Here is a 26,241-nt window from a genome sequence, read left to right on the forward strand (position 1 = left end):
GACTGCTTTCGTCAGCACCAGTACTTTCGCGCCGACGCGACCCGCGCCGGCACCAGAGCGTGGGGACCTCAGCGATGTTCATGTTCTTCTTCCTGGTCGTCGCTCTCGCCGTCGTGGTCGCCGCGGTCACCCTGTCCGTGGTGGGCGGCGGCGAGAGCACCCCCCTTCCCGACGCCGAGCCCGAGCGGCTGCGCGATCCGCTGCCGCACGACCGTCCGGTGCACAAGGGTGACGTGGACGCGCTGCGCTTCGCCGTCACCGTGCGCGGTTACCGCATGGCGGACGTCGACGACGCACTCGGCCGTCTGGGCGCCGAGATCGGCGAGCGGGACGCCCGGATCGCCGACCTGGAGGCCGCGCTCGCGGGCGCCCGCGCGGCGAGCCACACCACCTCGCTGCGCAAGCACCCGGAGGACGAGCAGTGAGCGACGCGCTCGCCGGCCCCGACGGGGCGCTGCGCTGCCCCTGGGCGCTGTCCACCGAGGACTACGTGGCGTATCACGACGAGGAGTGGGGCCGGGCGGTCCACGGCGACGACGCCCTCTACGAGCGGCTGTGCCTGGAGGCGTTCCAGTCGGGGCTGTCCTGGATCACCATCCTGCGCCGCAGGTCCGGCTTCCGGGCCGCTTTCGCGGACTTCGAGATCGCCCGGGTCGCGACGTTCACGGAGGCCGACGAGGAGCGACTGCTCGCCGATCCGGGGATCATCCGCAACGGCGCCAAGATCCGGTCGACCGTCGCCAACGCGCGCGTGCTGGCCGACTGGGCCCCGGGCGAGCTGGACGAGCTGATCTGGTCCTTCGCCCCGGACCCCGCCTCCCGTCCGGCCCCGGAGAAGCTCTCCGACGTACCGGCCGTCACCGACGAGTCGACAGCCCTGTCCAAGGCCCTCAAAAAGCGCGGTATCCGCTTCGTGGGCCCGACGACGGCGTACGCCCTGATGCAGGCGTGCGGCCTGGTGAACGACCACCTGGCGGACTGCGCGGTGCGCGACGCCGCGTGACGCCCCTTCGGGGACGCGGAGAGCGGCGCCACGGGCCACGAGACGTACGAGGACGGGCGAGATCCCGGGAGGGGCGCCGCGAGGCCGCGGGCGGCCCGCGGCGCCCCTCCCGGTCCGTCAGCGCCCCAGGTACTTCGGCTTCTCCTTGTTGACGAACGCCTGGACCGCGATGGTGTGGTCCTCGGACGCGCCGGCCCGTGCCTGGAGCTCGTCCTCCTTCTCCAGGGTCTCGTCCAGCGAGTGGGTGAGCCCGAACGCGAGGGACTCCTTCAGCGCGGCGTACGCCAGCGTCGGTCCCGAGGCCAGTGCCCGCGCCACCTTCTCCGCCTCGGCGTGCAGCTCACCGGCCGGAACCAGCCGGTTCGCGATGCCCAGCTCGTACGCCTCCTGCGCGCCGATGCTGCGCGGGAAGAGCAGCAGATCGGCGGCGCGGCTCGGGCCGATGACCCGGGGCAGCGTCCAGGAGACCCCGGAGTCGGCGGTCAGCGCGACACCGGCGAAGGACGTGTTGAAGGCGGCCGTGTCGGCGACGACGCGATAGTCCGCGGCGAGCGCGAAACCGAACCCGGCCCCGGCCGCGACGCCGTTGACCCCGGCCACCACGGGCTTCGCGGCGCCGGTCAGGGCCCGCACGATGGGGTTGTAGTGCTCGCGCACGGTGCTCATGGTCCGGCCCGACCCCGACTGCTTGTCGGCGGCCAGCAGCCCGATGTGCTCCTTGAGGTCCTGCCCGACGCAGAACGCCCGGTCACCGGCGGCGGTCAGCAGGATCGCCCGTACGGCGTCGTCCGCGGCGGCCGCCTGCGCCGCGTCCCGGAAGGCGACCTTGGTCTCGGTGTTCATCGCGTTCATCGCCTCGGGGCGGTTCAGCGTGATCGTCGCGAGTCCGTCGCTCACCTCGTAGAGCACGGTGTCGGCCATGGTGGGTCCCTTCCGGGGTCGCGGCTCGTCGTACCGGCCGGTACGTCCTGTGTCCGATGACAGCATGGCGGAGATCAGCGGCGGCGGCGCGGGGCGTACATGTGACCTGCATCAAAGAATTCCGGGCCGTGGAAGTCCATGCGGCGGCGCAGTATCGCAGCCACATCGCCGAATTGAGTGGTTTTGCTCAAGCGCGTTGCGCAAGCGATGCCGACTGATGTTGGTCATCGGGTCCTGAGATGCGGGATAATGGCCTGGAAGCAATGTGTTCGATGCCGGTGACGTGTGTCCTATGAGGGGACGTGCGTGCCCTCCGAGGGGGCCGTCGGCGACGATGAGCTGGTTTCAGGAAGGGGAACGAGCATGGCGGCCATGAAGCCGCGGACGGGCGATGGCCCGCTCGAGGTGACCAAGGAGGGGCGGGGCATCGTCATGCGCGTTCCGCTCGAAGGCGGCGGTCGGCTCGTCGTCGAGCTGACCCCTGACGAGGCCGACGCGCTCGGCGACGCCCTCAAGAAGGTCGTCGGCTGACGCGGAACGCGACCCATACCTCTTCGGCTTCCCCGGCACTGAACCTGGTGCCGGGGAAGCCGTTTTTTTCCGGCGTACGGGACTGCCGCGCCGCTCGGTCGACAGCGACTGGCGGGGGCATATGGGCTGGTCAGAGGGGTCTGGCGGGAAACGGGCCGGGCAGCGGATCGGGCAGCCGGGTCAGCGCTTGACCGCGCACAGCAGGCCGTCGCCCACCGGCAGCAGCGACGGCACGAGCTCCTGGCTCTCGCGCACCGCGCGCAGCAGTTCGCGCAGCCGGCTCACTTCCACCGGCTGCGGTCCCGAGTCCACGGTGCGGCCGTCCGCGAAGACGCCCTCGAACGCGACGAGCCCGCCCGGACGCAGCAGGCGCAACGATTCAGCGAGGTAGTCCAGGCTCTCCAGGCGGTCGCCGTCGCAGAACACGAGGTCGTAGCCGGCGTCCGCGAGACGGGGCAGGACGTCCAGTGCGCGGCCCGGGATGAAGCGCGCGCGATTGCTGGCGAAACCGGCGGCGCGGAAGGCCTGGCGGGCGAACTGCTGGCGCTCCGGCTCCGGATCCACCGTGGTCAGTACCCCGTCCGGCCGCATGCCGTGCAGAAGATGAATTCCGGAGACGCCGGTCCCGGTACCGATCTCGGCGACCGCCTTCGCGTCGAGGGTGCCGGCGAGCAGGCGCAGCGCGGCGCCCGTGCCGGGCGACACCGAGCGCAGGCCGGCCTCGTGAGCCCGGTCCCGGGCCCAGCGAAGCGCCTCGTCCTCGGCGACAAAGGCGTCGGCGAACGCCGCCCAGCTCGTCTGCCGGTTGCCGGTAATGACCCTCTCCTGTCCCCGTGATTGCCTGGGCGTGACTGTATCCGTTGGTGCCGGGAACCTGCGGATGGGACCGGGCGTTTAGAGGGGTGGGGAAACCTGGCGGGGGGAAGTCGATGGATCGGTACACGGAGCGGGGCCGCGGGCAGGCGCCGACGCGCCCATATGAGCCCGTATCAAATTCTCGTAAAACCGCTTATCCGGAGCTAACGGGCGAGGTGGCTATGGTAGGGGCTCCACTGGACACCACCAGAGCCGACAGGGGAGGTGCGGCTGCGCCTGTGGATCGGGGAGGGGTGCTCCGGCGCCTACTCAGATCAGCGGGTGAGCCGAAATCCGTGACCGACAACGCTGACCAGCTCCACGTTGCTGCCCCGGCGCAGACCGCGACGTTCACCACCGACGCGGAGTCGCAGGCGTGGACTCCGCCCACTTGGGAGGAGATCGTCAGCACCCACAGCGGTCGCGTCTACCGTCTGGCCTATCGCCTCACGGGCAACCAGCACGACGCCGAGGACCTCACTCAAGAAGTCTTCGTCCGTGTCTTCCGCTCGCTGTCGACCTACACGCCCGGCACCTTCGAGGGCTGGCTCCACCGCATCACCACGAACCTCTTCCTCGACATGGTGCGGCGCAAGCAGCGCATCCGCTTCGACGCCCTCGGCGACGACGCGGCCGAGCGGCTGCCCAGCCGTGAGCCCTCCCCGCAGCAGGTCTTCAACGACGCGCACTTCGACGCCGACGTCCAGCAGGCGCTGGACACCCTCGCGCCCGAGTTCCGCGCCGCCGTCGTCCTCTGCGACATCGAGGGACTGTCCTACGAGGAGATCGCCGCGACCCTGGGCGTCAAGCTCGGCACGGTCCGCTCCCGGATCCACCGCGGCCGCTCCCAGCTGCGCAAGGCCCTGGCACACCGGTCTCCCGAGGCCCGCGCCGAGCGACGCTCGTTCGCGGCCCGTGTGCCCGTGCTGGGGGGAGGGGGCGCGACCGCGTGAGTGGAACCCGTCCCACCCCTGCCGAGCAGCACCTCGGGGACCGACTTTCCGCCCTGGTGGACGGAGAGCTCGGTCATGAGTCGCGCGACCGCGTCCTGGCCCACCTCGCCACCTGCGCGAAGTGCAAGGCCGAGGCCGACGCCCAGCGCCGACTGAAGAACGTCTTCGCGGAAATGGCTCCGCCACCCCCCTCCGAAAGTTTCCTGGCCCGACTCCAGGGACTTCCCGCAGGAGGCGACTCCGACAGTTCGCGGCTGGGCGGAGGAGGCTTCGGCGGCGGAAGACTTCCCGGCGGCTCCACCGGCTCCGGCCTGCCCGGCGTCCTCGGGATGCGGGGCGAACCCTTCGGGTACATGCCTGCCGGACCGCATGCCGATGTGCTGCCCCCCGCTCCGGGGCGCGGCTTCCGTATCCATGACGTCACCCGTCACGAGGCCGAGCGGTCGTCCTCGCGCGGGCTGCGGTTCGCCTTCGCCGCGGCGGGCGCGGTGTCGCTGGCCGCGGTCGCGCTCGGCGGAGTGTCCACCGGAGTGCCCGGAGACACCCCGGACGCGCGCGGAGGGGCCGGCGCCGGAAGCAATGTGACGCCGTCCCGTTCCCAGGGCACGGAGGCCGCCACGACTCCCGAGTCGCAGCGCCGCCGGTCCGCCGGACCGGCGCTCGCCCAGGGCGAGCGGGCGCTCGGCAATGGTCCGGTGGTGCCGACCGCGGTGTCCGCACCACTGCTGCCCGGAGTTCCCGCTCCGGCGGACCGTCGTCAGGACGCCGTGCGCACGCTGACGACACCGGTGGTCGCCGGTGCCGCCGCGATGTCCCCGCTCATACGTCCGCTCACCAACGCCCAGCCGCTCGCGCTGTCTCCGGCTCCGGGGCTGCTCGCCGCCCCCGCCGTCACACCGTCTCCCTCTTCCTCCTCGTCCCCCACCCCTCGTAGCGTTCACTGACCCCGCCCTCTGCTCGTCGGCCCGTGAACCTGGTTGAATCCGGGGTGGGCCGCGTCCGCGGGAGGGATCACGGGCGCGGAGTCGACAAGTCTGTGGTGACCGTCGGCGAGTCGTGCCGCGGGCCAGGTGTGGGGAGAGCATGAACGAGGGCAGGCCCACGAAGGCGAAGTGGTGGAGCCGACCCCGGCCCCAGGGCACGGCGGCGGACACCGCGCAAACTCACCTCACGGAACCGGAATCCCCGCACCCCGCCGCCCTCGCGGAGAGCGCGGGGGCCGGTGCGGAGCCGAGCGGGCCCGAGGCCCAGGCGCACCCGGCAAGGGCCCGCGAGGGCGACACCGGGGGCGACTACGAGCTGGACCGGCCCGCGGGCCTCCCCGGCCCGACAAAAGCAGGGACCTCCACCGACCCCAGGACCGTCTTCCCCGCCGCCGTTCACGCGGATGCCGAGGGCCCCGGTGACGGGGACGGGGACTTCGAGCTGGAGCGGCCCGCTCCCCGGCGCCCCAAGGCCCTGCACGACCCCGACCCCTACGGCACCCCGCCCTACGGCGGCCCGGGCCCGTGGGCGCCCGCCCCGCCGGTCCAGCACCCGACAGCCGCACAGGCGCAGGGCTCGCACGCGCAGGGCTCGCACACGGAGGGCCCGCACACGCAGGGCCCGCACGCGCCGGGCTCGCAGACGCATGGCTCGCACGCGCCGCGTTCTCAGGCCGAGGCGGCCACCCCGGTCCACGGGACGCGCTTCGCGGAAGGGGGAGTCCCCGCCCACGGAACGCCCCTCGCAGGCGGAATCCCGGCCCAGGGCGGCGCGCCCTTCGACGCCCTGCCCCATGGACCGGAACTCTCCGGATCTCCGAACCCGATGGCCCCGATTTCCCCGGTGTCCCAGCCTCCTGTCGGCCTCGCCGCCTCACCCGCCCCGGCCGAGCCCGCTGAGCCCGACCCCTGGCAGAACTACGACCCCTGGGCCAGGCCCGGGTCCCTCCCGCAGAACGGCCCCCTTCAGCAGAACGGGGTCGCCGTGCCCACCGTGGCGGAGCGGCGCAAGAGGGCGCGGAAGGCCCTGGTGCTCGGGGCCGTCGCGCTCGCGCTCGTGTCCGGGGGCGTGGGCGGTGCCGTAGGGGCGTATCTGGAGCGGAACGGGGGGCTGACGGACATCGAGCTGCCGCAGGCCGCCAAGGAGGCCCCGGGGCGCGCCCCGGACAGCGTGGCCGGGATCGCGGCGCACGCGCTGCCCAGCGTCGTCACCCTGCATGTGCGCGGGAGCGAGGAGGAGGGCACCGGCACCGGATTCGTGCTCGACGGCGAGGGCCACATCCTCACGAACAACCACGTGATCGAACCGGCCGGCGCCGGCGGCACGATATCCGTGACCTTCAGCGGCGGCGAGACCGCGAAGGCCGAGGTCGTCGGCCACGACAGCGGCTACGACCTCGCCGTGGTCAAGGTCTCGGGAGTCCACGGTCTCGCTCCGATGCCGCTGGGCAACTCGGACAGCGTCCAGGTCGGCGACCCCGTCGTCGCCATCGGCGCGCCCTTCGACCTCGCCAACACCGTCACCTCCGGGATCATCAGCGCCAAGGAACGGCCCATCACGGCGGGCGGCGAGAAGGGCGACGGCACCGACGTCTCGTACGTGGACGCGCTCCAGACGGACGCGCCGATCAACCCCGGCAACTCGGGCGGGCCCCTGCTCGACTCCCGGGCCCGCGTCATCGGGATCAACAGCGCCATCCGCTCCGCCGACAGCGGCTCCGACCCGGAAACCGGTCAGGCCGGTTCCATCGGGCTCGGCTTCGCCATCCCCGTCAACCAGGCCAAGCGCGTCGCCGAGGAGCTCATCAACACCGGCAGGGCCACCCACCCCGTGATCGGTGTCACGCTCGACATGAACTACGCGGGTGACGGCGCACGGGTCGGCACCAAGGCCGCCGGGGGCGGTCCGCCCGTCACCTCCGGCGGTCCCGGCGCGAAGGCGGGCATCAGAGCGGGCGACGTCATCACCGAGGTCGACGGCGGGCGGATCCACTCCGGCGAGGAACTCATCGTGAAGACCCGTGCCCACCGGCCCGGCGACCGGCTCCGGCTGACCGTCCGGCGGGGCGGCACGCAGAGGACGGTCACCCTGGTCCTCGGTTCGGCGGACGGCGACTGAGAGCCCGCGGGCCTCGGCCCGCGAGTGACACGAAACTCACAGTCGAGCGTGATGTCGCAGCTCCGGACGGCAAACATCATGGAAAACCAGTGGTGTAGATGAAGTCGGAAGCCCCGGGACAGTTCCGGACGGACAGGAACGCCGGGTACCGTTGGACCCGGCCCGGACCACGGAAGACTCCCGAGGGCCGTGGACCGAGGACATCGCAAGGAGCTATCAGGTGTTCAATGACGTAGGACCGCTTGAGCTGGTGACGCTGGTCGTCCTGGCCGTGCTCGTCTTCGGTCCCGACAAGCTCCCGAAGATGATTCAGGACGTCACGCGCACAATTCGCAAGATCCGTGAGTTCTCGGAGAGCGCCAAGGCGGACATCCGCGATGAACTCGGCCCGGAGTTCAAGGACTTCGAGTTCGAGGACCTCAACCCCAAGACGTTCATACGCAAGCAGCTGGACAATGACGAGCTGGGGCTCAAGGAGATCCGTAACGGATTCGACCTGAAGAAGGAGATGGCCGAGGTCACGGACGTGGTGCACGGCCGCGAGTCCGAGTCCGCGGACTCCTCCGGGTCCACCGGGTCCTCCAACGGCACGGCCGGCGGTTCCGTCGACATGACGAAGAAGCGCGAGAAGCTCGACGCCGACGAGCACCCGCCCTACGACGCCGACGCCACCTGAGCCGTACGGAGTACCGCGACGGCCGGCCGCGGCAGGAGCCGTGCGCGACCGGGCGTCCACGACCCTCGCGGGCCGGACAGCCCTGGCCCCGGCCGGGCGGGTCCGGCCCGAGAACGTGTTCGTCCGCAGGCCGCGAACATGCCCCGCGCGGTCCGAATACGCCGTTCACACGCCTTACGCGCCGGGCGCTTTCGCCGCTGCTCGAAGCGGTGTGGCTATGCTGCCCAGTTGTTGTGCGGACCGACAAGGACGCCCGAGGGGGGCGGGCCACCCGGTCCGACGAGAGCGAGGAGGCGTCCGGCAGATGGAGACGACAAGTCGGGTAGGCGCGCAGGCGCCGGCTGCGGAGGGCGGACAACAGGTCCCCTCCGCCCGGCGTACGGTCGACGGCTACCTGCTGGCGCCCTTCCCTTGGTACGGCCTCGACGAGGCCTTCACGGGGCCGCACTGGCTGATGCAGGTGGGTACCTCGGCGGACGGCGCCGTCGAGCACGGTTCGATCGGGCACGGGGACGAACCCTCGGTGCGCCCCGAGCCGGGCGAGGACAAGGAGCGGTTCGCGGTGGTGGTCACCGTCGCCGCCAGTCCGGTACGGCGCAGCGCCGACGGCACAGGACTGCTGGAGGCCACCTCGGTGTCCTCGGCGGCGTGGCTGGCCGGTGTGGGACTGCTGTCCTTCACCTGGCCCGGCCAGATGGACCACACCCTGCGCGACGACTGGCTGGACCAGCAGACCGAGACCGCGTGGGTGCTGGCCGACGACCTGGACGGTCCGGACTGGTCCACCCTGTCCCTCCCCGTGGACGGCGTCCCCACGACCTTCCACTACCGCGAGTCCGAGTTCGGCTGGGTCCTCGCGGGTTCCACCCAGGAAGGCGTCCACGTGGGCGCGTACGGGCGGGGAATGAGCGCGTACGGGCTGGGCTTCGCGATGATCAAGGACATCGCGGCATACGCCTAGGAAAGCCCCTGGCAGCCGCTACAGGCCCTGGTAGCGGACAGGGGGCCCGGCTCCGTTGCGAGGCCCTCACAGTCGCTACGAGGAAGGGGGCGCCGTCCGTGTGGACGGCGCCCCCTCCTTCGTGACGACGGTGCTGGAGCTTCGTGCGGGAAGTCCTAGAACTTGTTGCGCGGGGTGATTCCCAGCGACATGCCCGACAGGCCGCGCTGACGGCCGCCCAGCTTGCCCGCGATGGCACGCAGGGCCGAGCCGGCGGGGGAGTCGGGGTCGGTCAGGACCACCGGCTTGCCCTCGTCGCCGCCCTCGCGGAGGCGGACGTCGATCGGGATGGAGCCGAGGACCGGGACGGTGGCGCCGGTGGTGCGGGTCAGGCCGTCGGCGACCGACTGGCCGCCACCGGTGCCGAACACGTCGACCATCTCGTCGCAGTGCGGGCAGGGCAGCCCCGACATGTTCTCGACGACGCCCACGATCTTCTGGTGGGTCTGCACGGCGATGGAGCCGGCCCGCTCGGCCACCTCGGCCGCGGCCTGCTGCGGGGTCGTGACGACCAGGATCTCGGCGTTCGGGACGAGCTGGGCGACGGAGATCGCGATGTCGCCCGTGCCCGGCGGCAGGTCGAGGAGCAGGACGTCCAGGTCGCCCCAGTACACGTCCGCCAGGAACTGCTGGAGGGCGCGGTGCAGCATCGGGCCGCGCCAGACCACCGGTGCGTTGCCCGGGGTGAACATGCCGATGGAGATGACCTTCACGCCGTGCGCGGACGGCGGCATGATCATGTTCTCGACCTGGGTCGGCCGACCGTCCACGCCGAGCATGCGCGGTACCGAGTGGCCGTAGATGTCGGCGTCGACGACACCGACCTTGAGTCCGTCGGCGGCCATCGCCGCCGCCAGGTTCACGGTGACCGAGGACTTGCCGACGCCGCCCTTGCCGGAGGCGACCGCGTACACGCGGGTGAGCGAGCCGGGCTTGGCGAACGGCACCTCGCGCTCGGCCGTGCCGCCCTTCAGCGCCGTCGCCAGCTCGCGGCGCTGTTCGTCGCTCATCACGTCGAGCTCGACGTCGACACCGGTGACGCCCTCGACCCGCGAGACCGCCTCCGTCACCCGCTGGGTGATCGTGTCGCGCATCGGGCAGCCGGAGACCGTCAGGTACACGGCGACCGCGACCACGCCATCCGCACCGATCCCCACCGATTTGACCATCCCCAGTTCGGTGATGGGTCGGTTGATCTCGGGGTCGTTCACCGTCGCCAGTGCTTCACGCACCGCGTCTTCCGTAGCCATAGGGACGATGGTACGGCGCTCCCCATGGGCCCCGGAAAGCCCCGTCACCGGTCGTCTACGTCACGTCCGTGCGACCGTTCCGCCGGGAATACGACCCGGTCGTCCCCGTGACCGTCGGGATACCGGTCCTCCAGCTCCTTGACCAGGTCCTGGAGCTCGTTGCGGATCCAGTCGCGGGTGGCGACCTCGCCGAGGCCCATGCGCAGGGTGGCGATCTCGCGGGTGAGATATTCGGTGTCGGCGATGGAGCGCTCGTTCTGCTTGCGGTCCTGTTCGAGGTTGACCCGGTCGCGGTCGTCCTGCCGGTTCTGCGCGAGCAGGATCAGGGGGGCCGCGTAGGAGGCCTGGAGCGACAGCATCAGGGTCAGGAAGATGAACGGGTAGTTGTCGAAACGCAGGCCGCCCGGCGCGAAGACGTTCCAGACCACCCACATGATGATGACGACCGTCATCCAGACGAGGAACCGTCCGGTGCCGAGGAAGCGGGCGATGCGTTCCGAGAACCGGCCGAAGGCCTCCGGGTCCCACTCGGGCAGCAGTCTGCGCCGCGGCGGCTTCGGCTGGTCGAGCCGGATACGCGGCCGGGGGGCCGCCGTCGCCCCCGTGGCGGTCCGCTCACGGGCCTCACGCTCAGGCGCCATGGCGTCCCTCCCCGCCGAGCGGGCCGTCCGGCTCCGGGCGGACGTCCTCGTGGCCGTGGCCGTCCTCAGGGACGCCCCCACGGCCGTCCTCGTGGCTGTCGCGGCCGGCGTGGCTCTCCTCGTGCATGCTCTCGTGCACGCCCTCGTCGAGGTGGAACTCCGTCTCCCGCCAGTCCTCGGGCAGCATGTGGTCCAGTACGTCGTCCACGGTCACCGCCCCGAGCAGCGAGCCGCTCTCGTCGACGACGGGGGCCGCCACCATGTCGTACGTCGCGAAGAACCCGGCGACCACGGGCAGCTCGTCCTCGGGGGCCAGCGGCTGGAGGTCGTCGTCGACGAGCGAGCCGACCAGGGTGAACGGCGGATCGCGCAGCAGCCGCTGGAAGTGCACCGCCCCCAGGTACTTGCCCGTCGGCGTCTCGTCCGGCGGGCGGCAGACGTACACCTGGGCGGCGAGCGCGGGGGAGAGGTCGGGGTTGCGCACCCGGGCGAGCGCGTCGGCTACGGTCGCGTCGGGCCGCAGCACGATGGGCTCGGTGGTCATGAGCCCGCCCGCCGTCCGTTCCGCGTACGCCATCAGCCGCCGGACGTCCGCCGCCTCGCCGGGCCGCATCAGCGTCAGCAGCCGCTCCACGTCCTCGGTGGGCAGTTCGGCGAGCAGGTCGGCCGCGTCGTCGGGGTCCATCGCCTCCAGGACGTCGGCCGCGCGCTCCTCCTTGAGCTTGCCGAGGATCTCGATCTGGTCGTCCTCGGGCAGCTCTTCGAGGACGTCGGCGAGACGGTCGTCGTCGAGCGCGGCGGCCACCTCGCCGCGCCGCTTCGGCGACAAGTGGTGCAGCACGTTCGCCAGGTCGGCCGGGCGCAGCTGCTCGAAGGTGGCGAGCAGGCTCTCAGCGCCCTGTCCGTGCTCCTCCAGGGAGAACCCGGTGACGGAGGACCAGTCGACCGTCATCGTCTCGCCCTTGGTGCGCCGGAAGGCCCCGCTGCGCCCCTTGCGTACGAAGACCCGGCCGATCTCCCACTCCCTGCGGGCCGGCAGCTGCTGGATCGACACGTCCAGGACCGTCACCTCCTCGCCCGTCTCGACGAGGGTCACGAGGCGGTCGAGCAGTTCGCCGAAGACGAGCCGTTCGGTGGGCCGCTGCTCGAAGCGGCGCACGTTCAGGACGCCGGTCGTGATGACCTGGCCGGACTCGATGCCGGTCACCCGGGTCATGGGCAGGAAGATCCGGCGGCGCGTGGACAGTTCGACGACGAGGCCGAGCATGCGGGGCGAGCGCCGTCCGACGCGCAGCATGGCGACGAGATCCCGCACGCGGCCCACCTGATCGCCGTTCGGGTCGAAGACGGCGACGCCGGCCAGGTGCGAGACGAAGATCCGGGGGGCGGCTGCGGCCATGCCAGCGCCTCCTTCGCTTCGAAGCGTTATATGCCGTTCTGTCCGCTCGGGTGGGCTTCAGGCTAGCCCGTCCCGGTCGGGTACGCCCTGGTGGGCGGTCCGGACGGACTGCCTCCGTGGGGGGCCTCCCGCACCGGTACGCTGCCGTACGCCGTTTGAGGACCGCGCACGAAAGGCAGCCCCACCTGTGACTGCAATTCCCCAGGGCCGTACCCGCAGAGCCGTCACGATGGCCGCGATGTGCGCACTGGCCGTGACAGGGACGGGACTGACGGGGTGTGGCAGCGGGGATCCGGACGCGGGCACGAACGGGGTCGGCAAGCTGTCCGCCGCCGCCATCCAGGCGAAGACGAAGAAGGCCGCCGAGACCGCGCCGACCGTGCGGCTCTCCGGGACGGTCGTCTCCAACGGGACCACGTTCACCCTCGATATGCGCCTCAAGTCCGACGGCGGCAGCGGCTCGGTCACCTCGAAGGGGGCCAGTTTCCGGCTGCTGCGGGTCGGTGAGCACCTCTTCCTCAAGGCCGACGGCGACTTCTGGGCCCATCAGGACGCCAAGAGCGGCGGCAAGTCGGCGGACACCGCCGCGGCGGACAAGCTGGAGGGCATGTACGTGAAGGTGCCGACCGGCGACCCCGCGTACAAGCGGTTCAGTGGCTTCACCGACAAGGACGTCCTGCTCGACGGGCTGCTCAGTCTGCACGGCGCCCTCGCCAAGGGCGGTCACCACGACCAGTCCGGCGTCCGCACCATCCGCATCACCGGCGACAAGGGCTCGGGCGGCACCCTGGACGTGTCCCTGGAGGGCACCCCTTATCCGCTCCTGCTGGGGCGCGCGGGCAACGCGGGCACCCTCCGTCTGACCGAGTGGGGCAAGGACTTCCCGCTGGCGGAGCCGTCCAAGAAGGACACGGTCGACTACGGGCGGCAGCTGCCCTCGTCGTAACCCCGCGCGGCCTCCGACCGGCTGGACAGCCTTCTAGCCGCGCTTGCGCCGCTTCAAGAGCAGGCGGGGCAGCGCCGCCGGAATCGGCCGACGGGTCGTCGCCGAGGTCGGCAGCGGCCGTTCGGCGAGCGACCCCTCGGGCAGTTCGGCGGTCGCGCCCGTCGGTTCCAGGCGCAGCACCCGGCACTCGCGCGCCCAGCGCTCCGGCATGGCCTCGCCGTCGGGGGCGTTCAGCCGTTTGCCCTTGAGCTCCCCGACGGCCGCCTCCCACTTCGGGGTGTTCTCGGCGAGCTCCACGACGGTGGCGGACCAGGACACAAGCCGTCCGCCCTTGTCCTTGCTGCGTACGGTGACGACCGCGTCGCCCCCGTCGATCAGCCCCGGCAGCGGCTGCTCGCCGGGCCCGTCGCCGACCACGCAGGCCGCGCCGTCGTGCCACACGTGCCACAGCGCCTGGGCGGGCACCTCGTGGTTCGGACCGGCGGGCGTCGGCACGCCGGTGCCGCGCACCCAGATCAGCCCGGACTTCTTGGTGGCCTCCTCGACGAGGGCCTGGTCGAGCAGCTCTTGCTTCATGGGGCCAAGGGTATCCAGCCCGTACTACAGCCAGCCGTTGCGCTTCAGGATGCGGTGGATCGAGAGGCAGAGCCCGACCGTGACACCCATGACCACGGGGTAGCCGTAGCGCCAGTGCAGCTCGGGCATGTACTTGAAGTTCATGCCGTACACACCACAGACCATCGTCGGTACGGCGACGATCGCGGCCCACGAAGTGATCTTGCGCATGTCCTCGTTCTGCGCGACGGAGGCCTGCGCGAGGTTGGCCTGGAGGATCGAGTTGAGCAGTTCGTCGAAGCCGAGGACCTGCTCCTGCACACGGGCGAGGTGGTCGGCGACGTCGCGGAAGTACTTCTGGATGTCGGGGTCGATGAGCCGCATCGGGCGCTCGCTCAGCAGCTGCATGGGGCGCAGCAGCGGCGACACCGCCCGCTTGAACTCCAGTACCTCGCGCTTGAGCTGGTAGATCTGGCCGGCGTCCGTGCCGCGCGGGGTGCCCTTGCGGCCCGGCGAGAACACCTCGGTCTCGACCTCGTCGATGTCGTCCTGCACGGCGTCCACGACCGCGATGTAGCCGTCGACGACATGGTCGGCGATCGCGTGCAGCACCGCGGAGGGGCCCTTGGCGAGCAGCTCGGGGTCGTCCTGCAGCCGGTGCCGCAACGCGCGCAGCGAACCCTGCCCGCCGTGCCGGACGGTGATGAAGAAGTCCCGTCCGGTGAAGCACATGACCTCGCCGGTCTCGACGATCTCGCTGGTCGCCGTCAGCCGGTCGTGCTCGACGTAGTGGATGGTCTTGAAGACGGTGAAGAGGGAGTCGTCGTAGCGCTCCAGCTTGGGCCGCTGGTGGGCCTGGACGGCGTCCTCCACGGCCAGCGGGTGCAGACCGAACTCCCGCGCGATACCGGCGAATTCGTCCTCGGTGGGCTCATGCAGGCCGATCCACACGAAGCCGCCGTCGCGTCGCACCTGGCGCATCGCCTCCTGCGGGGAGAGCGGCGAGCGCGTCGCGACACGGGCACCGTCGCGGTAGACGGCGCAGTCGACCACGGCCGACGGGGTGGCGGGGTCACGGGTGGTGTCGTACGTGCCACTGTCCTTGCGCAGCGAGGGGCGGGGGCGGACCGCGGCGCGCAGGTCACGGATCATCGACATGGCAGGCTCCTTTTCGCAACGGAGGCGGCCGGCGACGGTTGGAACTACCCGGAATGGGGACGTCCTGACTGCGGATGTTTGGCACGTCCACAAAGCGGGGAGCACCGCACCGTCGCGGTGGCAGCTTCGCTACTGATTCAGATCAGACAGATCAGGGGTTCAGATCGGACAGATCAGGCGGAAACGAAGCGCTCTTCCGTGGTGCACCGGGCAACGCTGACACGTATGCACACGATTGCGGGAGGCGGCAGCCGGCAGGGCTGAAAACCCAGCGGAACCAGCTACGGACTCAGCGACCGGAAGAGCGGGTGGTACTGCACGGTCGACTTCGGTCCATTGCAGCCCCACCTCCTCCGGTCGGTCCCCCGTGAGGGACGATCCATCCCCCGAAGGGGAGTCTGTCTCCCTCCGAAGGGGAGTCAGATCAGTCTCAGTGCGTCGGAGCCCGGGAGCAACTCCCGCAGTGCCATGAGGGCCTGGTGAGGCCTTCACTCACGCACTGCTCCGACCAGCGGCCAAGACTATCAGCGCACCGATACGTCAAGGCCCCGCTTTGCGCGTTGTTGACCGGGGTCCGGTGCGCGCCGGCGCAATTGGCGCGGCCTATGCTCGGTTCATGGCTGATGTTCTTCCTCTGGTCGAGGCCCGTTTGCGCTCCGCGCTGGGCGAACCCGACGCGCGGGCCGCGGTCACCTTCCTGGGCACCGACCGCATCGAGGTGCTGCGCTTCACCGAGGGCGACATCGTCCGCTACGCCACCCTCGGCATGTCCGCCCAGCCGATGGCGGACCCCACCGCCGTGCTCGCCGATCCGGTGAAGGGCCCGCGCGCCGAGTTGATCCTCTCGGTCCGCCCGGCCGGCACCGACACCGACAAGGTGCTCCGCCCGCTCGCCGTGCTCGCCGCCTCTCCCCAGGTCGAGGGTCTGGTCGTGGCCTCCGGCGCCTCGCTCGACGTGGGTGAACCCCTGTGGCCCGGCGCGCCGTTCACCTCCGTCCTGGTCGCGGAGTCCGGCGGCCTGGTGGAGGACCTGGAACTGGACGAGCCCGCCGATCCCGTACGTTTCCTGCCGCTGCTCCCGATGACACCCAACGAGGCCGCCTGGAAACGGGTTCACGGCGCCGGCGCCCTCCAGGAGCGCTGGCTGAACGGCGGAACGGACCTGCGCGATCCGCTGCGCAAGTCCGTTCCCCTGGACTGACCGACTCCGGAGCCTGGATCTGACAGCACGTCAATTCGAGCTCTTGGCCGATCAGTTGGCGAAGACGCTGACGCTGTCCTCGGCGGCGTGGGCCGGCTCCAGTTCCCCGGCCTCCTTCGTGAGCGCGTCGCGCCGTACGTAGACCACCGCCGCGCCCAGCAGAGCGGTGACCGCGGCGACCATGAACGGGACACGGATGTTGCTCCACTCCTCGATCTTCGGGGCGAAGTACGGCGCCGCCGCGGCCGCGAACCAGCGCACGAAGTTGTAGCCCGCGCTCGCCACCGGGCGCGGCGCGTCGGAGACCCCGAGGGCCAGTTCCGTGTAGACGGTGTTGTTCACGCCGATGAAGGCGCCGGACAGGATCGTGCAGACGACGGCGGTGGTGTGGTCGCCGTAACCGAGGACGAGCACGTCGGCGGCGAGCAGCACCAGGGAGCCGCCCAGCACCTTCAGTGAGCCGAACCGCGCCTGCATGCGCGGCGCCACGATCACGGAGAAGACCGCGAGCAGTACACCCCAGCAGAAGAAAACCGCGCCGGACTTGTACGGCGTCATGTTCAGCACGAACGGGGTGAAGGCCAGCACGGTGAAGAACGTGTAGTTGTAGAAGAACGCGGACGTCGCGGCGGAGGCGAGGCCGCCGTGGCCGAGGGCGCGCAGCGGGTCGAGCAGTGAGGTCTTGCGCGCGGGCTTCGGCTGCTCCTTCAGGAACGCCGTGATGCACAGGAAGCCGATCGCCATCAGGAACGCGGTGCCGAAGAACGGGTAGCGCCAGCTGGCGTTGCCGAGCAGGGCTCCCAGCAGGGGCCCGCAGGCCATGCCGAGGCCCAGCGCGGACTCGTACAGCAGGATCGCCGCGGCGCTGCCGCCGGCCGCCGCGCCGACGATGACGGCGAGGGCGGTGGAGACGAACAGCGCGTTGCCGAGGCCCCAGCCGGCCCGGAACCCGACGAGTTCGCCGACCGATCCCGAGGTGCCGGCGAGTCCGGCGAAGACCACGACGAGCGCGAGGCCGAGCAGCAGGGTCTTGCGGCCGCCGATCCGGCTGGAGACGAAGCCGGTCACCAGCATCGCGACGGCGGTGATCAGGAAGTACGAGGTGAAGAGCAGGGACACCTGGCCGGCCGTGGCGTCGAGGCCCTGGGCGATGGACGGCAGGATCGGGTCGACGAGCCCGATGCCCATGAACGCGACGACGGACGCCCCGGCGGTCGCCCATACGGCCCCCGGCTGGCGCAGGATGCCGCCCGCGCCGGCATCGAACGTGTCGCCCTCGGCGGGGCCTCCCGTGCTGTTGATCATGCCCGCTCCTTCACTGTGCACCAGCTGGATCGTTGTCTTATGCACACAATAAGTTAGGTGAGCTAATTAATGCAAGATGCACGTAATTTTTGTCATGACAGGCACACGCCGGACGGGTGATCGTCCTTGACGCGGCGAACGACGGAGAGGACCGTTGGGCCCTATGAGGGGCGAACCCAGTTGCCCGAAGTGTGGTGGCCGGGTCAGGGCTCCCGGCCTTTTTGCCGATTCCTGGCAGTGCGATGTGCACGGCACCGTGCATCCGCTGCAGCCCGTGATCCCGCCCAGCGTCGAGGCCCTCGGTGTGGTCGTGCACCGCGCCCGGGTGCCGGTGTGGATGCCGTGGCCGCTCCCCGTCGGCTGGCTGTTCACCGGAGCGGCGTTCGCGGGGGACGACCGCAGCGGAGGCAGGGCCACCGCCATCGCCTGCTCGGGGCCCGGACCGCTGGGCGGCATGGGTGAGCTGATCCTGGTCGCCGAGGAACTGGGCGTCGGCCTCGGCGCACGGTACGCGGGCATGGACGGACCCGATCCCGGCCCGTACATGAGTGTCGAGAAACCGCCTCAGGCGAAGGTCCTCGCGGCGGGCCGGCCCACCCCGCTCTGGCATGTCTCCAGTTCGCCCGACGACCGTGCCGTCTTCGCGGGCGAGGCGCGCGGGCTGTGGCTGTGGGCCGTCGTGTGGCCCGAGCAGACCGGACTGCTGATGTACGACGAACTGGTCCTGACGGATCTGCGCGACGCGGGCGCGGAGGTGGACCTGCTGCCGTGCGGCGCGTTGTCGCCGCGCATCCTGGAGCCTTAGCGCTCGGCGGCACGGCACGGCTCGTCTGCGGCAGCCCTGGCTCGCGGATCGTTCTGCGGAACGGCTCGTCTGCGTCGGCGCTTGCTCGCGGATCGGCTCGTCTGCGTCGGCGCTTGCTCGCGGAACGCCCCGCGGAACCACTTGCTTGCGGCGGCGCTCGCCTTCTGATCGTCCCGCGGAACCGATCGCCCGCGGAACCGATCGCCTGCGGTAGCGCTCGCCTGCGGAACCGCTCGCCCGCGGAACCGCTCGCTCGCGGTGGCGCTCCGCGGAGCCTTCCCCGGTGGATCGGCTGCCGGTTTCGGCGGGGTCGGTAGGGGGTGCTCGGCCAGTGCGGGTGTGACAAGAGGGTCCCGGATTCCCGTTATCCTTGAGCGTCCCCGTCCGTTCCGTCACAGCCAGGAGTCCGCGTAGTGCGCATCGATCTGCACGCCCACTCCACCGCCTCCGACGGTACGGACACCCCGGCGGAGCTGGTGCGCAACGCTGCCGCCGCCGGTCTGGACGTCGTCGCGCTGACCGACCACGACTCCACCCGCGGGTACGCCGAGGCGATCGCCGCACTGCCCGAGGGGCTCACTCTCGTCACCGGCGCCGAACTCTCCTGCCGGATCGACGGCATCAGCATGCACATGCTGGCCTACCTCTTCGACCCCGAGGAGCCCACACTGCTCGCCGAGCGCGAACTGGTGCGGGACGACCGGGTGCCGCGCGCCCAGGGCATGATCGCCAGGCTCCGGGAACTCGGCGTGCCGATCACCTGGGAGCAGGTGGCGCGCATCGCGGGCGACGGATCTGTCGGGCGCCCGCACGTCGCCTCCGCGCTGGTCGAGCTGGGCGTCGTCGACAGTGTCAACGACGCCTTCACCGAGCAGTGGCTCGCCGACGGAGGCCGCGCCTACGTCCCCAAGCACGAGACGGACCCGTTCGAGGCGATCCGGCTGGTCAAGGGGGCCGGGGGCGTCACCGTCTTCGCGCACCCGGCCGCCGCCAAGCGGGGCCGCACCGTGCCCGAGTCGGTGATCGCGGAACTCGCCACCGCGGGCCTCGACGGCATCGAGGTCGACCACATGGACCACGAGCCGGCCACCCGGGCACGGCTGCGTGGTCTGGCCTCCGAACTGGGGCTGCTGACCACGGGCTCGTCCGACTACCACGGCAGCCGCAAGACCTGTGTGCTCGGGGAGTTCACGACCGACCCCGAGGTCTACGGGGAGATCACCCGCCGCGCCACCGGGGCGTTCCCGGTACCGGGCGCGGGTGGAGCCTGAACCCCGGACGCTCCAACCCGGGCCGGTTCCGTCAGACCTGTGCCTGTACCTGTGCCTCTGTGTCTTCGTGTGACTGCCCTGCCCTGCCCTGCCCTGCCACTGCCACTGCCACTGCGGCTGCGGCTGTGCCTGCGCCTGCGCGGGGCCGACGGGGCGGTGTCATGAGGTCGTGTGTAAGGCCCGTACGTACCCGGTCGGTGTCGTAAGGCGCCTGCCACCCGCCGGGCGGCGCGCGCACTGAGGCCCCCGGCCCGGTCCGGTCGGTCGTCCCGCACGTCGCCGGGCCGGGGTCACGCCTTCCGGGCCCTGCTCGGCCGCCGTCGGACGGACCCGCGCCCGCACGGGGCGTACATCCAGGGCGTACGTCCCGCCCCCACGCTCGGCCGGAACCGTGTTCACCGGCCCGTTCCCAGGCACCCGGCACCGCCGGTCGTGCCGCCCTGTTCCGCCTCGCGGAACGACTGCCCGAAGCGGTGGCCGGAAGACCCGCCCACCCTCTCCCACCACCTCGCAAGGCTTTCCTTCACCATGTTCGACGTCGCCGTCTTCGGCTCCCTGTTCGTCACACTCTTCGTCATCATGGATCCCCCCGGGATCACCCCGATCTTCCTGGCGCTCACCGCCGGTCGCCCCGCCAGGGTGCAGCGGCGGATGGCCTTCCAGGCGGTCTGCGTCGCCGGTGGCGTCATCACCGTCTTCGGGCTCCTCGGGCACCAGATCCTCGACTACCTGCACGTCTCGGTACCCGCGTTGATGATCGCGGGCGGACTGCTGCTCCTGCTCATCGCCCTCGACCTGCTGACCGGCAAGACCGACGAGCCGAAGCAGACCAAGGACGTCAACGTCGCTCTCGTACCCCTGGGCATGCCGCTGCTCGCCGGGCCCGGCGCGATCGTGTCCGTGATCCTCGCGGTGCAGAAGGCCGACACCGTCGCCACTCAGGTCTCGCTGTGGAGCGCCATCCTCGCGATCCACGTCGTGCTGTGGGTCGTCATGCGCTACTCGCTGCTGATCATCCGCGTCATCAAGGACGGTGGCGTGGTGCTGGTGACCCGGCTCGCGGGCATGATGCTCTCCGCCATCGCGGTGCAGCAGATCATCAACGGCGTCACGCAGGTGATACAGGGGAGCTGACGACGCCGTCAGGACACGCAGAGCCCCGCACGGCATCCTCGCCGTGCGGGGCTCTGAAGTCTGAGCAGCGTCTGCGGTCCGCGACGCGTTTCGGTCCTACGAGGTGCGTTCGGTGCGTCCTCGTACGGCGAAGCGGATGATCGTCGTGTTACGAAGCGGTTGTATCGGCCGGGCGGATCCACAGTCGCTGCCCGATGGCGGCGGCCTGCTGAACGATCCGGTTGACGGAGGCGGCGTCTACGACAGTGCTGTCCACGGGCGTGCCGTCGACATCGTCGAGTCGCATGATTTCGAAGCGCATGGGCTTCTCCCTTCGTCTGGTCATCCTCCTGAGGAGAACTACTTGTGTGTGAGGAGCGAGGCACCTCTGCCTCGCTCTTATACGGATTCAACGGGATGCGTGTTACAAACATTCCCTACGCTAAGGAAATTTTTCGAGAACCTAATTACCGGCGGGTAGGCCGGGTGGCGGAGACTGAACGGCGCCAGTTGTGTTCGCAGCGTGACCGCCGGGACAATGGCATTGATGAACGACGACCACGCGGCGCTCGCCGCCCGCATAGACCGTACGAACGAGCTGCTCCAGCGGATGCTCGCCGAGGTCGCGAAGACCCCCTCCACCCATGCGATCTTCGTCGACGCCGGATATCTGTACGCGGCCGCGGGACGGCTCGTCGCCGGCACGGAGGACCGCCGTTCGTTCGACCTGGACACCGAGGGCCTCATCGAGGCGCTCATCGACCGGGCCCGCACGATCTTCGCGGACAGCCGGCTGCTGCGCGTCTACTGGTACGACGGCGCCCGGCGCCGTATCCACACCGCGGAGCAGCAGTCGATCGCCGAACTCCCGGACGTGAAGGTCCGGTTGGGCAACCTGAACGCCAACAACCAGCAAAAGGGCGTCGATTCACTCATCAGGTCGGACCTGGAGTCCCTCGCCCGGCACCGCGCGATCAGTGACGCGGCGCTGCTCGGCGGCGACGAGGACCTCGTCTCCGCGGTCGAGGCGGCGCAGGGCTACGGCGCCCGGGTCCACCTCTGGGGCATCGAGGCGCCCGAGGGCCGCAACCAGGCCGAGCCCCTTCTCTGGGAGGTCGACAGCCAGCGCACGCTCGACCTCGACTTCTTCAAGCCGTATGTGGCCAGACGGACCGCGCAGTCGTACGACCCGACGGCGGCGGTCCGGCCCAGCCGGGAGGACGTGCGCTTCGTGGGCGCCCAGATCGCAGCGAAGTGGCTGGCCGCACGGGGCCGCGAATCCCTGGTGGAGCTGCTTCCCGGGCACCCCTACCTTCCCGGCTCGGTCGACCAGGACCTGCTGGTCGAGGCCGAGGGTCTGCTCCAGTACTCCCTGCGCGGACAGTCGGACCTGCGCCGCGCACTGCGGGACGGCTTCTGGGAGCACTTGCAGGCGCAGTACTAGCCGGGGCCAGGGGCTGTCGAGCCGATCAGGTCGCGGGGTGCGGGTGCGTGCCGTCCCAGAAACCGGCCAGCGCGCGGGCGGTCTGCAGGGGCTGGTCGGCGTTCGGGGAGTGCTCCGCCCCCTCGACGACCGTGCGGTGCGCGTCCAGTCGTACGGCCATCATGTCCAGCAGGGAGACAGGCCAGGTGTCGTCGCGCGCGCCGGATATCACGTGCTTGGGCAGGGGAACGGCGGCCAGTTCGGCGACGCGGTCGGGTTCGTCGCAGAGCTGGCGGCCCGTCGCGACGAGCTGGGCGGGACTGTTGCCGAGCCAGCGGCGGCGCAGGTCGGCGAGGTCGTCGAGCCCGGCGTCCAGCCCGCCCGTGTCGGTCTCCTCGGGCGGCTCCATCGCCTGGATCGCCTCCCACACCTCGGCCATGCTCATCACGGCCAGCGCGTCCCGCAACAGCTTGACGCGCTGCTGCTGAGGCGTGGAGATCTGGGCGGGGCCGGAGGCCATGAGCGTCAGTGAGACGAACGGCGACGGGTCGATCAGTACCGCGGCGCGGGCGATCAGGCCGCCGAGCGAGTGCCCCACGAGGTGGACGGGGGTGCCGAGGGCGGCCGCCTGCGCGAGCACGTCCTGCGCCAACTCGCTCTGCGCGTAGGCCGATTCGTCGTCCCGCGGCCCCTCGGTCTCGAACTGCCCACGCCCGTCGACGGCCACCGTCCGGTACCCCGCCGCGGCCAACGGCGCGTGCAGCGCGATGAAGTCCTCCTTGCTCCCGGTGAAGCCCGGCAGCAGCAAGGCGGTCCCCTTGGGCTGTCCGTCCGGCACGCCGTCGAGCACGGCGAACTCGCCGCGCGCGGTCGACAGTCGGTAGGCGCGGACACCGGCGGGCGGAACGAACGTGTAGGGCCTGCTCATGCGGAGGAGGCTATCGGGCGTCGGCGACGGACGCTCGGCGGGTGGGGCGGTCCGGGGCCGGTGCCGGGTGGGGTCCGCGGGCAGCCGACATCCTGATCGGCCGCGGAATTCGGCGACCGGTGACCGGGCGCCCAGGGGTCGAGGCCGAACCCCGGGTGGCGGAGCGGAAAGGGCCGACGGAGGGACAGCGACGGTCGGAAGCCCGGGAAAGCCAGCGCGCCGGGCCGGACCAGCAGGGTTGGGAGGCCGGATCGGCGAGGTCGGGCGACGGGGCCGGAAGGGGGCGTGGGGGGCCTGCGGGGGCGCGTGACGGGACCGACCGGCGGGGTGGGCGACGAGAACATGCAGGAGTGCGAGGCGGACCGGCGTGCAGGGAGTGTGAGGCGGACCGGTACGCAGGGAGTGCGTGTGAGGCGGACCGGTATGCAGGGAGTCTGAGGCGGACCGGCCGGGTGCGCGGCAGGTCCGGCGGCAGGTGGAGGTGGCGGGTCCGCGGCAGGTAGGGGCGTGTGGCGGGTCCGGCGGCGGGTGGGGGCGCGGCGGGACCTGCGGGTCCGGCCGCGGGTGCCTGGCGGGGGTTGGTGAGGGGATCGGTAGCGGGACCGGTCGCGGTGCGAGGAGGTCGGAAAACGCCGATGGCCCGGCCCCACCGGAAGGGGGACCGGGCCATGGGACGGGAGATCAGCTGTCCGCGGGCTCCGTGGCGACAGCCTTGCGGGTGCGTCGACGGGTGGCGGGCTTCGCCTCGGCCTCGTCGGCGGCCTGGGCCGGAATGTCGGCTTCGGCGACGGCCTTGCGGGTCCGGCGGCGTACGGGCTTGGCGTCCGTCGTGTCGGCGGTCTCGGGGGCGTCCGTGGCGGCGGCCTTGGCGCGGGTGCGCCGGGGCTTGGTCTCGGTGACCGTGTCGGCGACCTCGGTGGCGGCGGCCTCGACGGTGTCGAGAACGGCCTCCGCGGCCTTGCGGGTGCGTCGACGCGTGGCGGGCTTCGCCTCGGCCTCGGCGGCGGCCTGGGCCGGGATGTCGGCTTCGGCGACGGCCTTGCGGGTCCGGCGGCGTACGGGCTTGGCCTCCGTCACCTCGGCGGCCTCGGCCGCGTCCGTGACCGTGCTCGCGGCCTTGGCGCGGGTGCGCCGGGGCTTGGTCTCGGCGACCGTGTCGGCGACCTCGGTCGCGGCGGCCTCGACGGTGTCGAGAACGGCCTCCGCGGCCTTACGGGTCCGGCGCCGCACGGGCTTGGCCGGAGCCTCGGTGACCTCGACGGCCTCGGCGACCGTCTCGGCTGCAGGCGCCGTCTCGACGGGCTTGCGGGTCCGACGGCGGGCCTGCCTGGCCGGAGCCTCGGCGACGGCCTCGGCGGCCACGCTCTCGACCACGGCCTCGGCAGCGGTCACCGCCGCCTCCGCCGTCTCGACAGCGGTCGCGGTGGGTTCGGCGCTCTTCCGGGCACGGCGACGGCGCGGCGCGGCCGGCTCGTCGGTGACACCCTCCGCCGTCGCGACGGCGGCTTCCGCGGCCTCGGCCACCGGGGCGGCCACGGCAGCGGCGGCCATCGGCTCGGAGCCCGCTCCACCGCGCGTACGCCGACGGCGGCGCGGCGTGCGGGGCTCGGTGGCCTCGACGGACGCGGGAGACTCCGTGGTCGTCTCGGGGGACGTGGACGCGGACGTCTCGTCCATCGGGGCACCGTTGCGCGTACGACGGCGCTGGCGCGGCGTGCGCGGCGTGCGCTCACGCTCGCGCTCGTTGGTCGACGGCGCCGCCGAACGGCCACCGCGGCCACGCGGGCCGCCACGGCCGCCGGTCTCGCCCAGGTCCTCGACCACTTCGGCGGCGAGCCCGGCGCGGGTGCGCTCGGAACGCGGCAGGACACCCTTGGTGCCGGCCGGGATGCTCAGCTCCTCGAAGAGGTGCGGGGACGTGGAGTACGTCTCCGGCGGGTTGCCGAAGCCGAGGTCCAGCGCCTTGTTGATCAGCTGCCAGCGCGGGATGTCGTCCCAGTCGACGAGGGTGATCGCGATGCCCTTGGCACCCGCGCGGCCGGTGCGGCCGATGCGGTGCAGGTACGTCTTCTCGTCCTCGGGGGACTGGTAGTTGATGACGTGGGTGACACCCTCGACGTCGATACCGCGGGCCGCGACGTCGGTGCAGACGAGGACGTCGACCTTGCCGTTGCGGAACGCGCGCAGCGCCTGCTCGCGGGCGCCCTGGCCGAGGTCGCCGTGGACCGCGCCGGAGGCGAAACCGCGCTGCTGGAGCTGGTCGGCGAGGTCGGCCGCCGTGCGCTTGGTGCGGCAGAAGACCATGGCCAGGCCGCGGCCGTCGGCCTGCAGTATGCGGGCGACCAGCTCGGGCTTGTCCATGTTGTGCGCGCGGTAGACGAACTGCGCGGTGTTGCGCACTGTCGCACCCGAGTCGTCCGGCTCGGAGGCGCGGATGTGCGTGGGCTGCGACATGTAGCGGCGCGCGAGACCGATGACCGCGCCCGGCATGGTCGCCGAGAACAGCATCGTCTGACGGCGGGCCGGCAGCATGTTCATGATCTTCTCGACGTCGGGCAGGAAGCCCAGGTCGAGCATCTCGTCGGCCTCGTCGAGGACGAGCGCCTTGATGTGCTTGAGGTTGAGCTTCTTCTGGCCCGCGAGGTCCAGCAGTCGGCCCGGGGTGCCGACGATGACGTCGACGCCCTTCTTCAGGGCCTCCACCTGGGGCTCGTACGCCCGGCCGCCGTAGATGGCGAGAACGCGCACGTTGCGGACCTTGCCCGCGGTCAGCAGGTCGTTGGTCACCTGGGTGCACAGCTCGCGCGTCGGGACGACGACGAGGGCCTGCGGGGCGTCGGTGAGCTGCTCGGGCTTGGCCCGGCCCGCCTCGACGTCCGCGGGGACGGTGACGCGCTCCAGGAGCGGAAGGCCGAAGCCCAGCGTCTTGCCGGTGCCGGTCTTGGCCTGGCCGATGACGTCGCTGCCGGAAAGGGCGACGGGGAGCGTCATCTCCTGGATGGGGAAGGGGTTGATGATGCCGACGGCCTCAAGGGCTTCGGCGGTCTCAGGAAGGATTCCGAGGTCTCGGAAAGTCGTAGTCAGGGTGCTGCCTCTTCTGTGTACGCGGTGCGAGGCGAGCGCGGGGGTCGTGTCGGGACCGTGCCGGGGACGTCGGCCGCTCTTGACGGGCGGGCCGAGTGGCTTGGGACCACTGCCGACGCTC

25 protein-coding genes are annotated in these 26,241 nt (G+C 71.3%); 14 read left to right on the forward strand and 11 right to left on the reverse strand.

The window, feature by feature from the left end:
- The first annotated feature begins 74 nt into the window (after positions 1-74).
- Complete coding sequence (locus ACZ4N5_RS04380; protein WP_467755626.1) at positions 75-425, forward strand: DivIVA domain-containing protein; 351 nt, start codon at positions 75-77, stop codon at positions 423-425.
- Positions 422-1,003, forward strand: coding sequence for a DNA-3-methyladenine glycosylase I (locus ACZ4N5_RS04385; RefSeq protein WP_467755627.1), 582 nt, complete (start codon positions 422-424; stop codon positions 1,001-1,003). Before ACZ4N5_RS04380 ends, ACZ4N5_RS04385 begins: the two co-directional genes overlap by 4 nt.
- 117 nt (positions 1,004-1,120) lie before the next feature.
- Here ACZ4N5_RS04385 and chcB read toward each other — a convergent pair whose 3' ends face one another.
- Positions 1,121-1,924, reverse strand: a complete 804-nt coding sequence (gene chcB / locus ACZ4N5_RS04390; protein ID WP_467755628.1) for a 2-cyclohexenylcarbonyl CoA isomerase — start codon at positions 1,922-1,924, stop codon at positions 1,121-1,123.
- A 363-nt stretch (positions 1,925-2,287) separates the two neighbouring features.
- On the opposite strand from chcB, the gene ACZ4N5_RS04395 reads away from it, so the two are divergent.
- The gene (locus tag ACZ4N5_RS04395; RefSeq protein ID WP_003966491.1) at positions 2,288-2,455 is read left to right on the forward strand and encodes a DUF3117 domain-containing protein; all 168 of its coding nucleotides are present in this window, start codon (positions 2,288-2,290) and stop codon (positions 2,453-2,455) included.
- Between the two features lie 180 nt (positions 2,456-2,635).
- Here ACZ4N5_RS04395 and ACZ4N5_RS04400 read toward each other — a convergent pair whose 3' ends face one another.
- The gene (locus ACZ4N5_RS04400) at positions 2,636-3,337 is read right to left on the reverse strand and encodes an O-methyltransferase (protein WP_355845092.1); all 702 of its coding nucleotides are present in this window, start codon (positions 3,335-3,337) and stop codon (positions 2,636-2,638) included.
- Between the two features lie 227 nt (positions 3,338-3,564).
- Here ACZ4N5_RS04400 and sigE point away from each other — a divergent pair, with 227 nt between their 5' ends.
- The 5 genes from sigE (at position 3,565) to ACZ4N5_RS04425 (ending at position 9,002) form a co-directional block, all read left to right on the forward strand.
- Entirely contained in the window at positions 3,565-4,263 is a 699-nt protein-coding gene (sigE, locus tag ACZ4N5_RS04405) for an RNA polymerase sigma factor SigE (protein WP_467755629.1), read from the forward strand.
- Positions 4,260-5,207 carry an anti-sigma factor family protein gene (locus tag ACZ4N5_RS04410; protein WP_467755630.1) on the forward strand — a complete coding sequence of 316 codons (948 nt, stop codon included), beginning with the start codon at positions 4,260-4,262 and terminating at the stop codon, positions 5,205-5,207. The genes sigE and ACZ4N5_RS04410 overlap by 4 nt, the downstream gene beginning before the upstream one ends.
- A gap of 139 nt (positions 5,208-5,346) precedes the next feature.
- Positions 5,347-7,365, forward strand: a complete 2,019-nt coding sequence (locus ACZ4N5_RS04415; RefSeq protein ID WP_467755631.1) for a S1C family serine protease — start codon at positions 5,347-5,349, stop codon at positions 7,363-7,365.
- A 220-nt stretch (positions 7,366-7,585) separates the two neighbouring features.
- Positions 7,586-8,041, forward strand: coding sequence for a sec-independent translocase (locus tag ACZ4N5_RS04420; RefSeq protein WP_467755632.1), 456 nt, complete (start codon positions 7,586-7,588; stop codon positions 8,039-8,041).
- A 304-nt stretch (positions 8,042-8,345) separates the two neighbouring features.
- On the forward strand, positions 8,346-9,002 hold the full coding sequence (locus ACZ4N5_RS04425; RefSeq protein WP_355844911.1) for a hypothetical protein: 657 nt from the start codon (positions 8,346-8,348) through the stop codon (positions 9,000-9,002).
- Positions 9,003-9,157: 155 nt separating this feature from the next.
- Here the strand turns inward: ACZ4N5_RS04425 and ACZ4N5_RS04430 are convergent, their stop codons facing one another.
- From ACZ4N5_RS04430 to ACZ4N5_RS04440, 3 genes are read right to left on the reverse strand one after another with little or no spacing between them, the layout of a single operon-like run.
- Positions 9,158-10,291: an Mrp/NBP35 family ATP-binding protein gene (locus tag ACZ4N5_RS04430; protein WP_467755633.1), complete on the reverse strand. Its 1,134-nt coding sequence runs from the start codon at positions 10,289-10,291 to the stop codon at positions 9,158-9,160.
- Between the two features lie 44 nt (positions 10,292-10,335).
- Positions 10,336-10,932: a DUF1003 domain-containing protein gene (locus ACZ4N5_RS04435; RefSeq protein ID WP_467755634.1), complete on the reverse strand. Its 597-nt coding sequence runs from the start codon at positions 10,930-10,932 to the stop codon at positions 10,336-10,338.
- Complete coding sequence (locus ACZ4N5_RS04440) at positions 10,922-12,331, reverse strand: magnesium transporter MgtE N-terminal domain-containing protein (RefSeq protein ID WP_467755635.1); 1,410 nt, start codon at positions 12,329-12,331, stop codon at positions 10,922-10,924. The genes ACZ4N5_RS04435 and ACZ4N5_RS04440 overlap by 11 nt, the downstream gene beginning before the upstream one ends.
- 187 nt (positions 12,332-12,518) lie before the next feature.
- Between ACZ4N5_RS04440 and ACZ4N5_RS04445 the strand changes: the two genes are divergently transcribed.
- Positions 12,519-13,277: a hypothetical protein gene (locus ACZ4N5_RS04445; protein WP_467755636.1), complete on the forward strand. Its 759-nt coding sequence runs from the start codon at positions 12,519-12,521 to the stop codon at positions 13,275-13,277.
- A 33-nt stretch (positions 13,278-13,310) separates the two neighbouring features.
- On the opposite strand, the gene ACZ4N5_RS04450 is transcribed toward ACZ4N5_RS04445, so the two are convergent.
- Both ACZ4N5_RS04450 and ACZ4N5_RS04455 read right to left on the reverse strand, forming a co-directional pair.
- Positions 13,311-13,853, reverse strand: a complete 543-nt coding sequence (locus tag ACZ4N5_RS04450) for a hypothetical protein (protein ID WP_467755637.1) — start codon at positions 13,851-13,853, stop codon at positions 13,311-13,313.
- A gap of 24 nt (positions 13,854-13,877) precedes the next feature.
- The gene (locus ACZ4N5_RS04455; protein ID WP_467755638.1) at positions 13,878-14,990 is read right to left on the reverse strand and encodes a magnesium and cobalt transport protein CorA; all 1,113 of its coding nucleotides are present in this window, start codon (positions 14,988-14,990) and stop codon (positions 13,878-13,880) included.
- A 616-nt stretch (positions 14,991-15,606) separates the two neighbouring features.
- Between ACZ4N5_RS04455 and ACZ4N5_RS04460 the strand changes: the two genes are divergently transcribed.
- Positions 15,607-16,191, forward strand: coding sequence for a suppressor of fused domain protein (locus ACZ4N5_RS04460; RefSeq protein ID WP_467755639.1), 585 nt, complete (start codon positions 15,607-15,609; stop codon positions 16,189-16,191).
- 51 nt (positions 16,192-16,242) lie between these two features.
- Here the strand turns inward: ACZ4N5_RS04460 and ACZ4N5_RS04465 are convergent, their stop codons facing one another.
- A complete protein-coding gene (locus ACZ4N5_RS04465) occupies positions 16,243-17,496 on the reverse strand; it encodes an MFS transporter (protein WP_467755640.1) in 1,254 nt (417 codons plus the stop codon).
- 163 nt (positions 17,497-17,659) lie between these two features.
- Here ACZ4N5_RS04465 and ACZ4N5_RS04470 point away from each other — a divergent pair, with 163 nt between their 5' ends.
- The 3 genes from ACZ4N5_RS04470 (at position 17,660) to ACZ4N5_RS04480 (ending at position 20,706) form a co-directional block, all read left to right on the forward strand.
- Positions 17,660-18,301, forward strand: a complete 642-nt coding sequence (locus ACZ4N5_RS04470) for a DUF6758 family protein (RefSeq protein ID WP_365874511.1) — start codon at positions 17,660-17,662, stop codon at positions 18,299-18,301.
- A 413-nt stretch (positions 18,302-18,714) separates the two neighbouring features.
- Positions 18,715-19,572, forward strand: a complete 858-nt coding sequence (locus tag ACZ4N5_RS04475) for a PHP domain-containing protein (protein ID WP_467755641.1) — start codon at positions 18,715-18,717, stop codon at positions 19,570-19,572.
- Positions 19,573-20,100: 528 nt separating this feature from the next.
- Complete coding sequence (locus ACZ4N5_RS04480; protein ID WP_355844879.1) at positions 20,101-20,706, forward strand: MarC family protein; 606 nt, start codon at positions 20,101-20,103, stop codon at positions 20,704-20,706.
- Positions 20,707-20,854: 148 nt separating this feature from the next.
- On the opposite strand, the gene ACZ4N5_RS04485 is transcribed toward ACZ4N5_RS04480, so the two are convergent.
- Positions 20,855-21,007 carry a hypothetical protein gene (locus ACZ4N5_RS04485; RefSeq protein ID WP_020136747.1) on the reverse strand — a complete coding sequence of 51 codons (153 nt, stop codon included), beginning with the start codon at positions 21,005-21,007 and terminating at the stop codon, positions 20,855-20,857.
- A gap of 225 nt (positions 21,008-21,232) precedes the next feature.
- On the opposite strand from ACZ4N5_RS04485, the gene ACZ4N5_RS04490 reads away from it, so the two are divergent.
- Positions 21,233-22,129 carry an NYN domain-containing protein gene (locus tag ACZ4N5_RS04490; protein ID WP_467755642.1) on the forward strand — a complete coding sequence of 299 codons (897 nt, stop codon included), beginning with the start codon at positions 21,233-21,235 and terminating at the stop codon, positions 22,127-22,129.
- A gap of 25 nt (positions 22,130-22,154) precedes the next feature.
- Here the strand turns inward: ACZ4N5_RS04490 and ACZ4N5_RS04495 are convergent, their stop codons facing one another.
- Together ACZ4N5_RS04495 and ACZ4N5_RS04500 are read right to left on the reverse strand one after the other, a co-directional pair.
- Positions 22,155-23,036, reverse strand: coding sequence for an alpha/beta fold hydrolase (locus ACZ4N5_RS04495; protein ID WP_467755643.1), 882 nt, complete (start codon positions 23,034-23,036; stop codon positions 22,155-22,157).
- 681 nt (positions 23,037-23,717) lie between these two features.
- Entirely contained in the window at positions 23,718-26,027 is a 2,310-nt protein-coding gene (locus ACZ4N5_RS04500) for a DEAD/DEAH box helicase (RefSeq protein WP_467755644.1), read from the reverse strand.
- Positions 26,028-26,241: the final 214 nt, after the last annotated feature.

The organism is Streptomyces sp. NPDC026500 (assembly GCF_055567635.1).

What these genes read in the sequence shown, in the direction of transcription:
- ACZ4N5_RS04380 (WP_467755626.1), top strand. Translation starts at nt 75, where the DNA reads ATGTTCATGTTCTTCTTCCTGGTCGTCGCTCTCGCCGTCGTGGTCGCC.
- chcB (WP_467755628.1), bottom strand. Translation starts at nt 1,924, where the DNA reads ATGGCCGACACCGTGCTCTACGAGGTGAGCGACGGACTCGCGACGATC.
- ACZ4N5_RS04395 (WP_003966491.1), top strand. Translation starts at nt 2,288, where the DNA reads ATGGCGGCCATGAAGCCGCGGACGGGCGATGGCCCGCTCGAGGTGACC.
- ACZ4N5_RS04415 (WP_467755631.1), top strand. Translation starts at nt 5,347, where the DNA reads ATGAACGAGGGCAGGCCCACGAAGGCGAAGTGGTGGAGCCGACCCCGG.
- ACZ4N5_RS04425 (WP_355844911.1), top strand. Translation starts at nt 8,346, where the DNA reads ATGGAGACGACAAGTCGGGTAGGCGCGCAGGCGCCGGCTGCGGAGGGC.
- ACZ4N5_RS04430 (WP_467755633.1), bottom strand. Translation starts at nt 10,291, where the DNA reads ATGGCTACGGAAGACGCGGTGCGTGAAGCACTGGCGACGGTGAACGAC.
- ACZ4N5_RS04435 (WP_467755634.1), bottom strand. Translation starts at nt 10,932, where the DNA reads ATGGCGCCTGAGCGTGAGGCCCGTGAGCGGACCGCCACGGGGGCGACG.
- ACZ4N5_RS04440 (WP_467755635.1), bottom strand. Translation starts at nt 12,331, where the DNA reads ATGGCCGCAGCCGCCCCCCGGATCTTCGTCTCGCACCTGGCCGGCGTC.
- ACZ4N5_RS04450 (WP_467755637.1), bottom strand. Translation starts at nt 13,853, where the DNA reads ATGAAGCAAGAGCTGCTCGACCAGGCCCTCGTCGAGGAGGCCACCAAG.
- ACZ4N5_RS04455 (WP_467755638.1), bottom strand. Translation starts at nt 14,990, where the DNA reads ATGTCGATGATCCGTGACCTGCGCGCCGCGGTCCGCCCCCGCCCCTCG.
- ACZ4N5_RS04460 (WP_467755639.1), top strand. Translation starts at nt 15,607, where the DNA reads ATGGCTGATGTTCTTCCTCTGGTCGAGGCCCGTTTGCGCTCCGCGCTG.
- ACZ4N5_RS04465 (WP_467755640.1), bottom strand. Translation starts at nt 17,496, where the DNA reads ATGATCAACAGCACGGGAGGCCCCGCCGAGGGCGACACGTTCGATGCC.
- ACZ4N5_RS04470 (WP_365874511.1), top strand. Translation starts at nt 17,660, where the DNA reads ATGAGGGGCGAACCCAGTTGCCCGAAGTGTGGTGGCCGGGTCAGGGCT.
- ACZ4N5_RS04480 (WP_355844879.1), top strand. Translation starts at nt 20,101, where the DNA reads ATGTTCGACGTCGCCGTCTTCGGCTCCCTGTTCGTCACACTCTTCGTC.
- ACZ4N5_RS04485 (WP_020136747.1), bottom strand. Translation starts at nt 21,007, where the DNA reads ATGCGCTTCGAAATCATGCGACTCGACGATGTCGACGGCACGCCCGTG.
- ACZ4N5_RS04490 (WP_467755642.1), top strand. Translation starts at nt 21,233, where the DNA reads ATGAACGACGACCACGCGGCGCTCGCCGCCCGCATAGACCGTACGAAC.
- ACZ4N5_RS04495 (WP_467755643.1), bottom strand. Translation starts at nt 23,036, where the DNA reads ATGAGCAGGCCCTACACGTTCGTTCCGCCCGCCGGTGTCCGCGCCTAC.
- ACZ4N5_RS04500 (WP_467755644.1), bottom strand. Translation starts at nt 26,027, where the DNA reads ATGACGCTCCCCGTCGCCCTTTCCGGCAGCGACGTCATCGGCCAGGCC.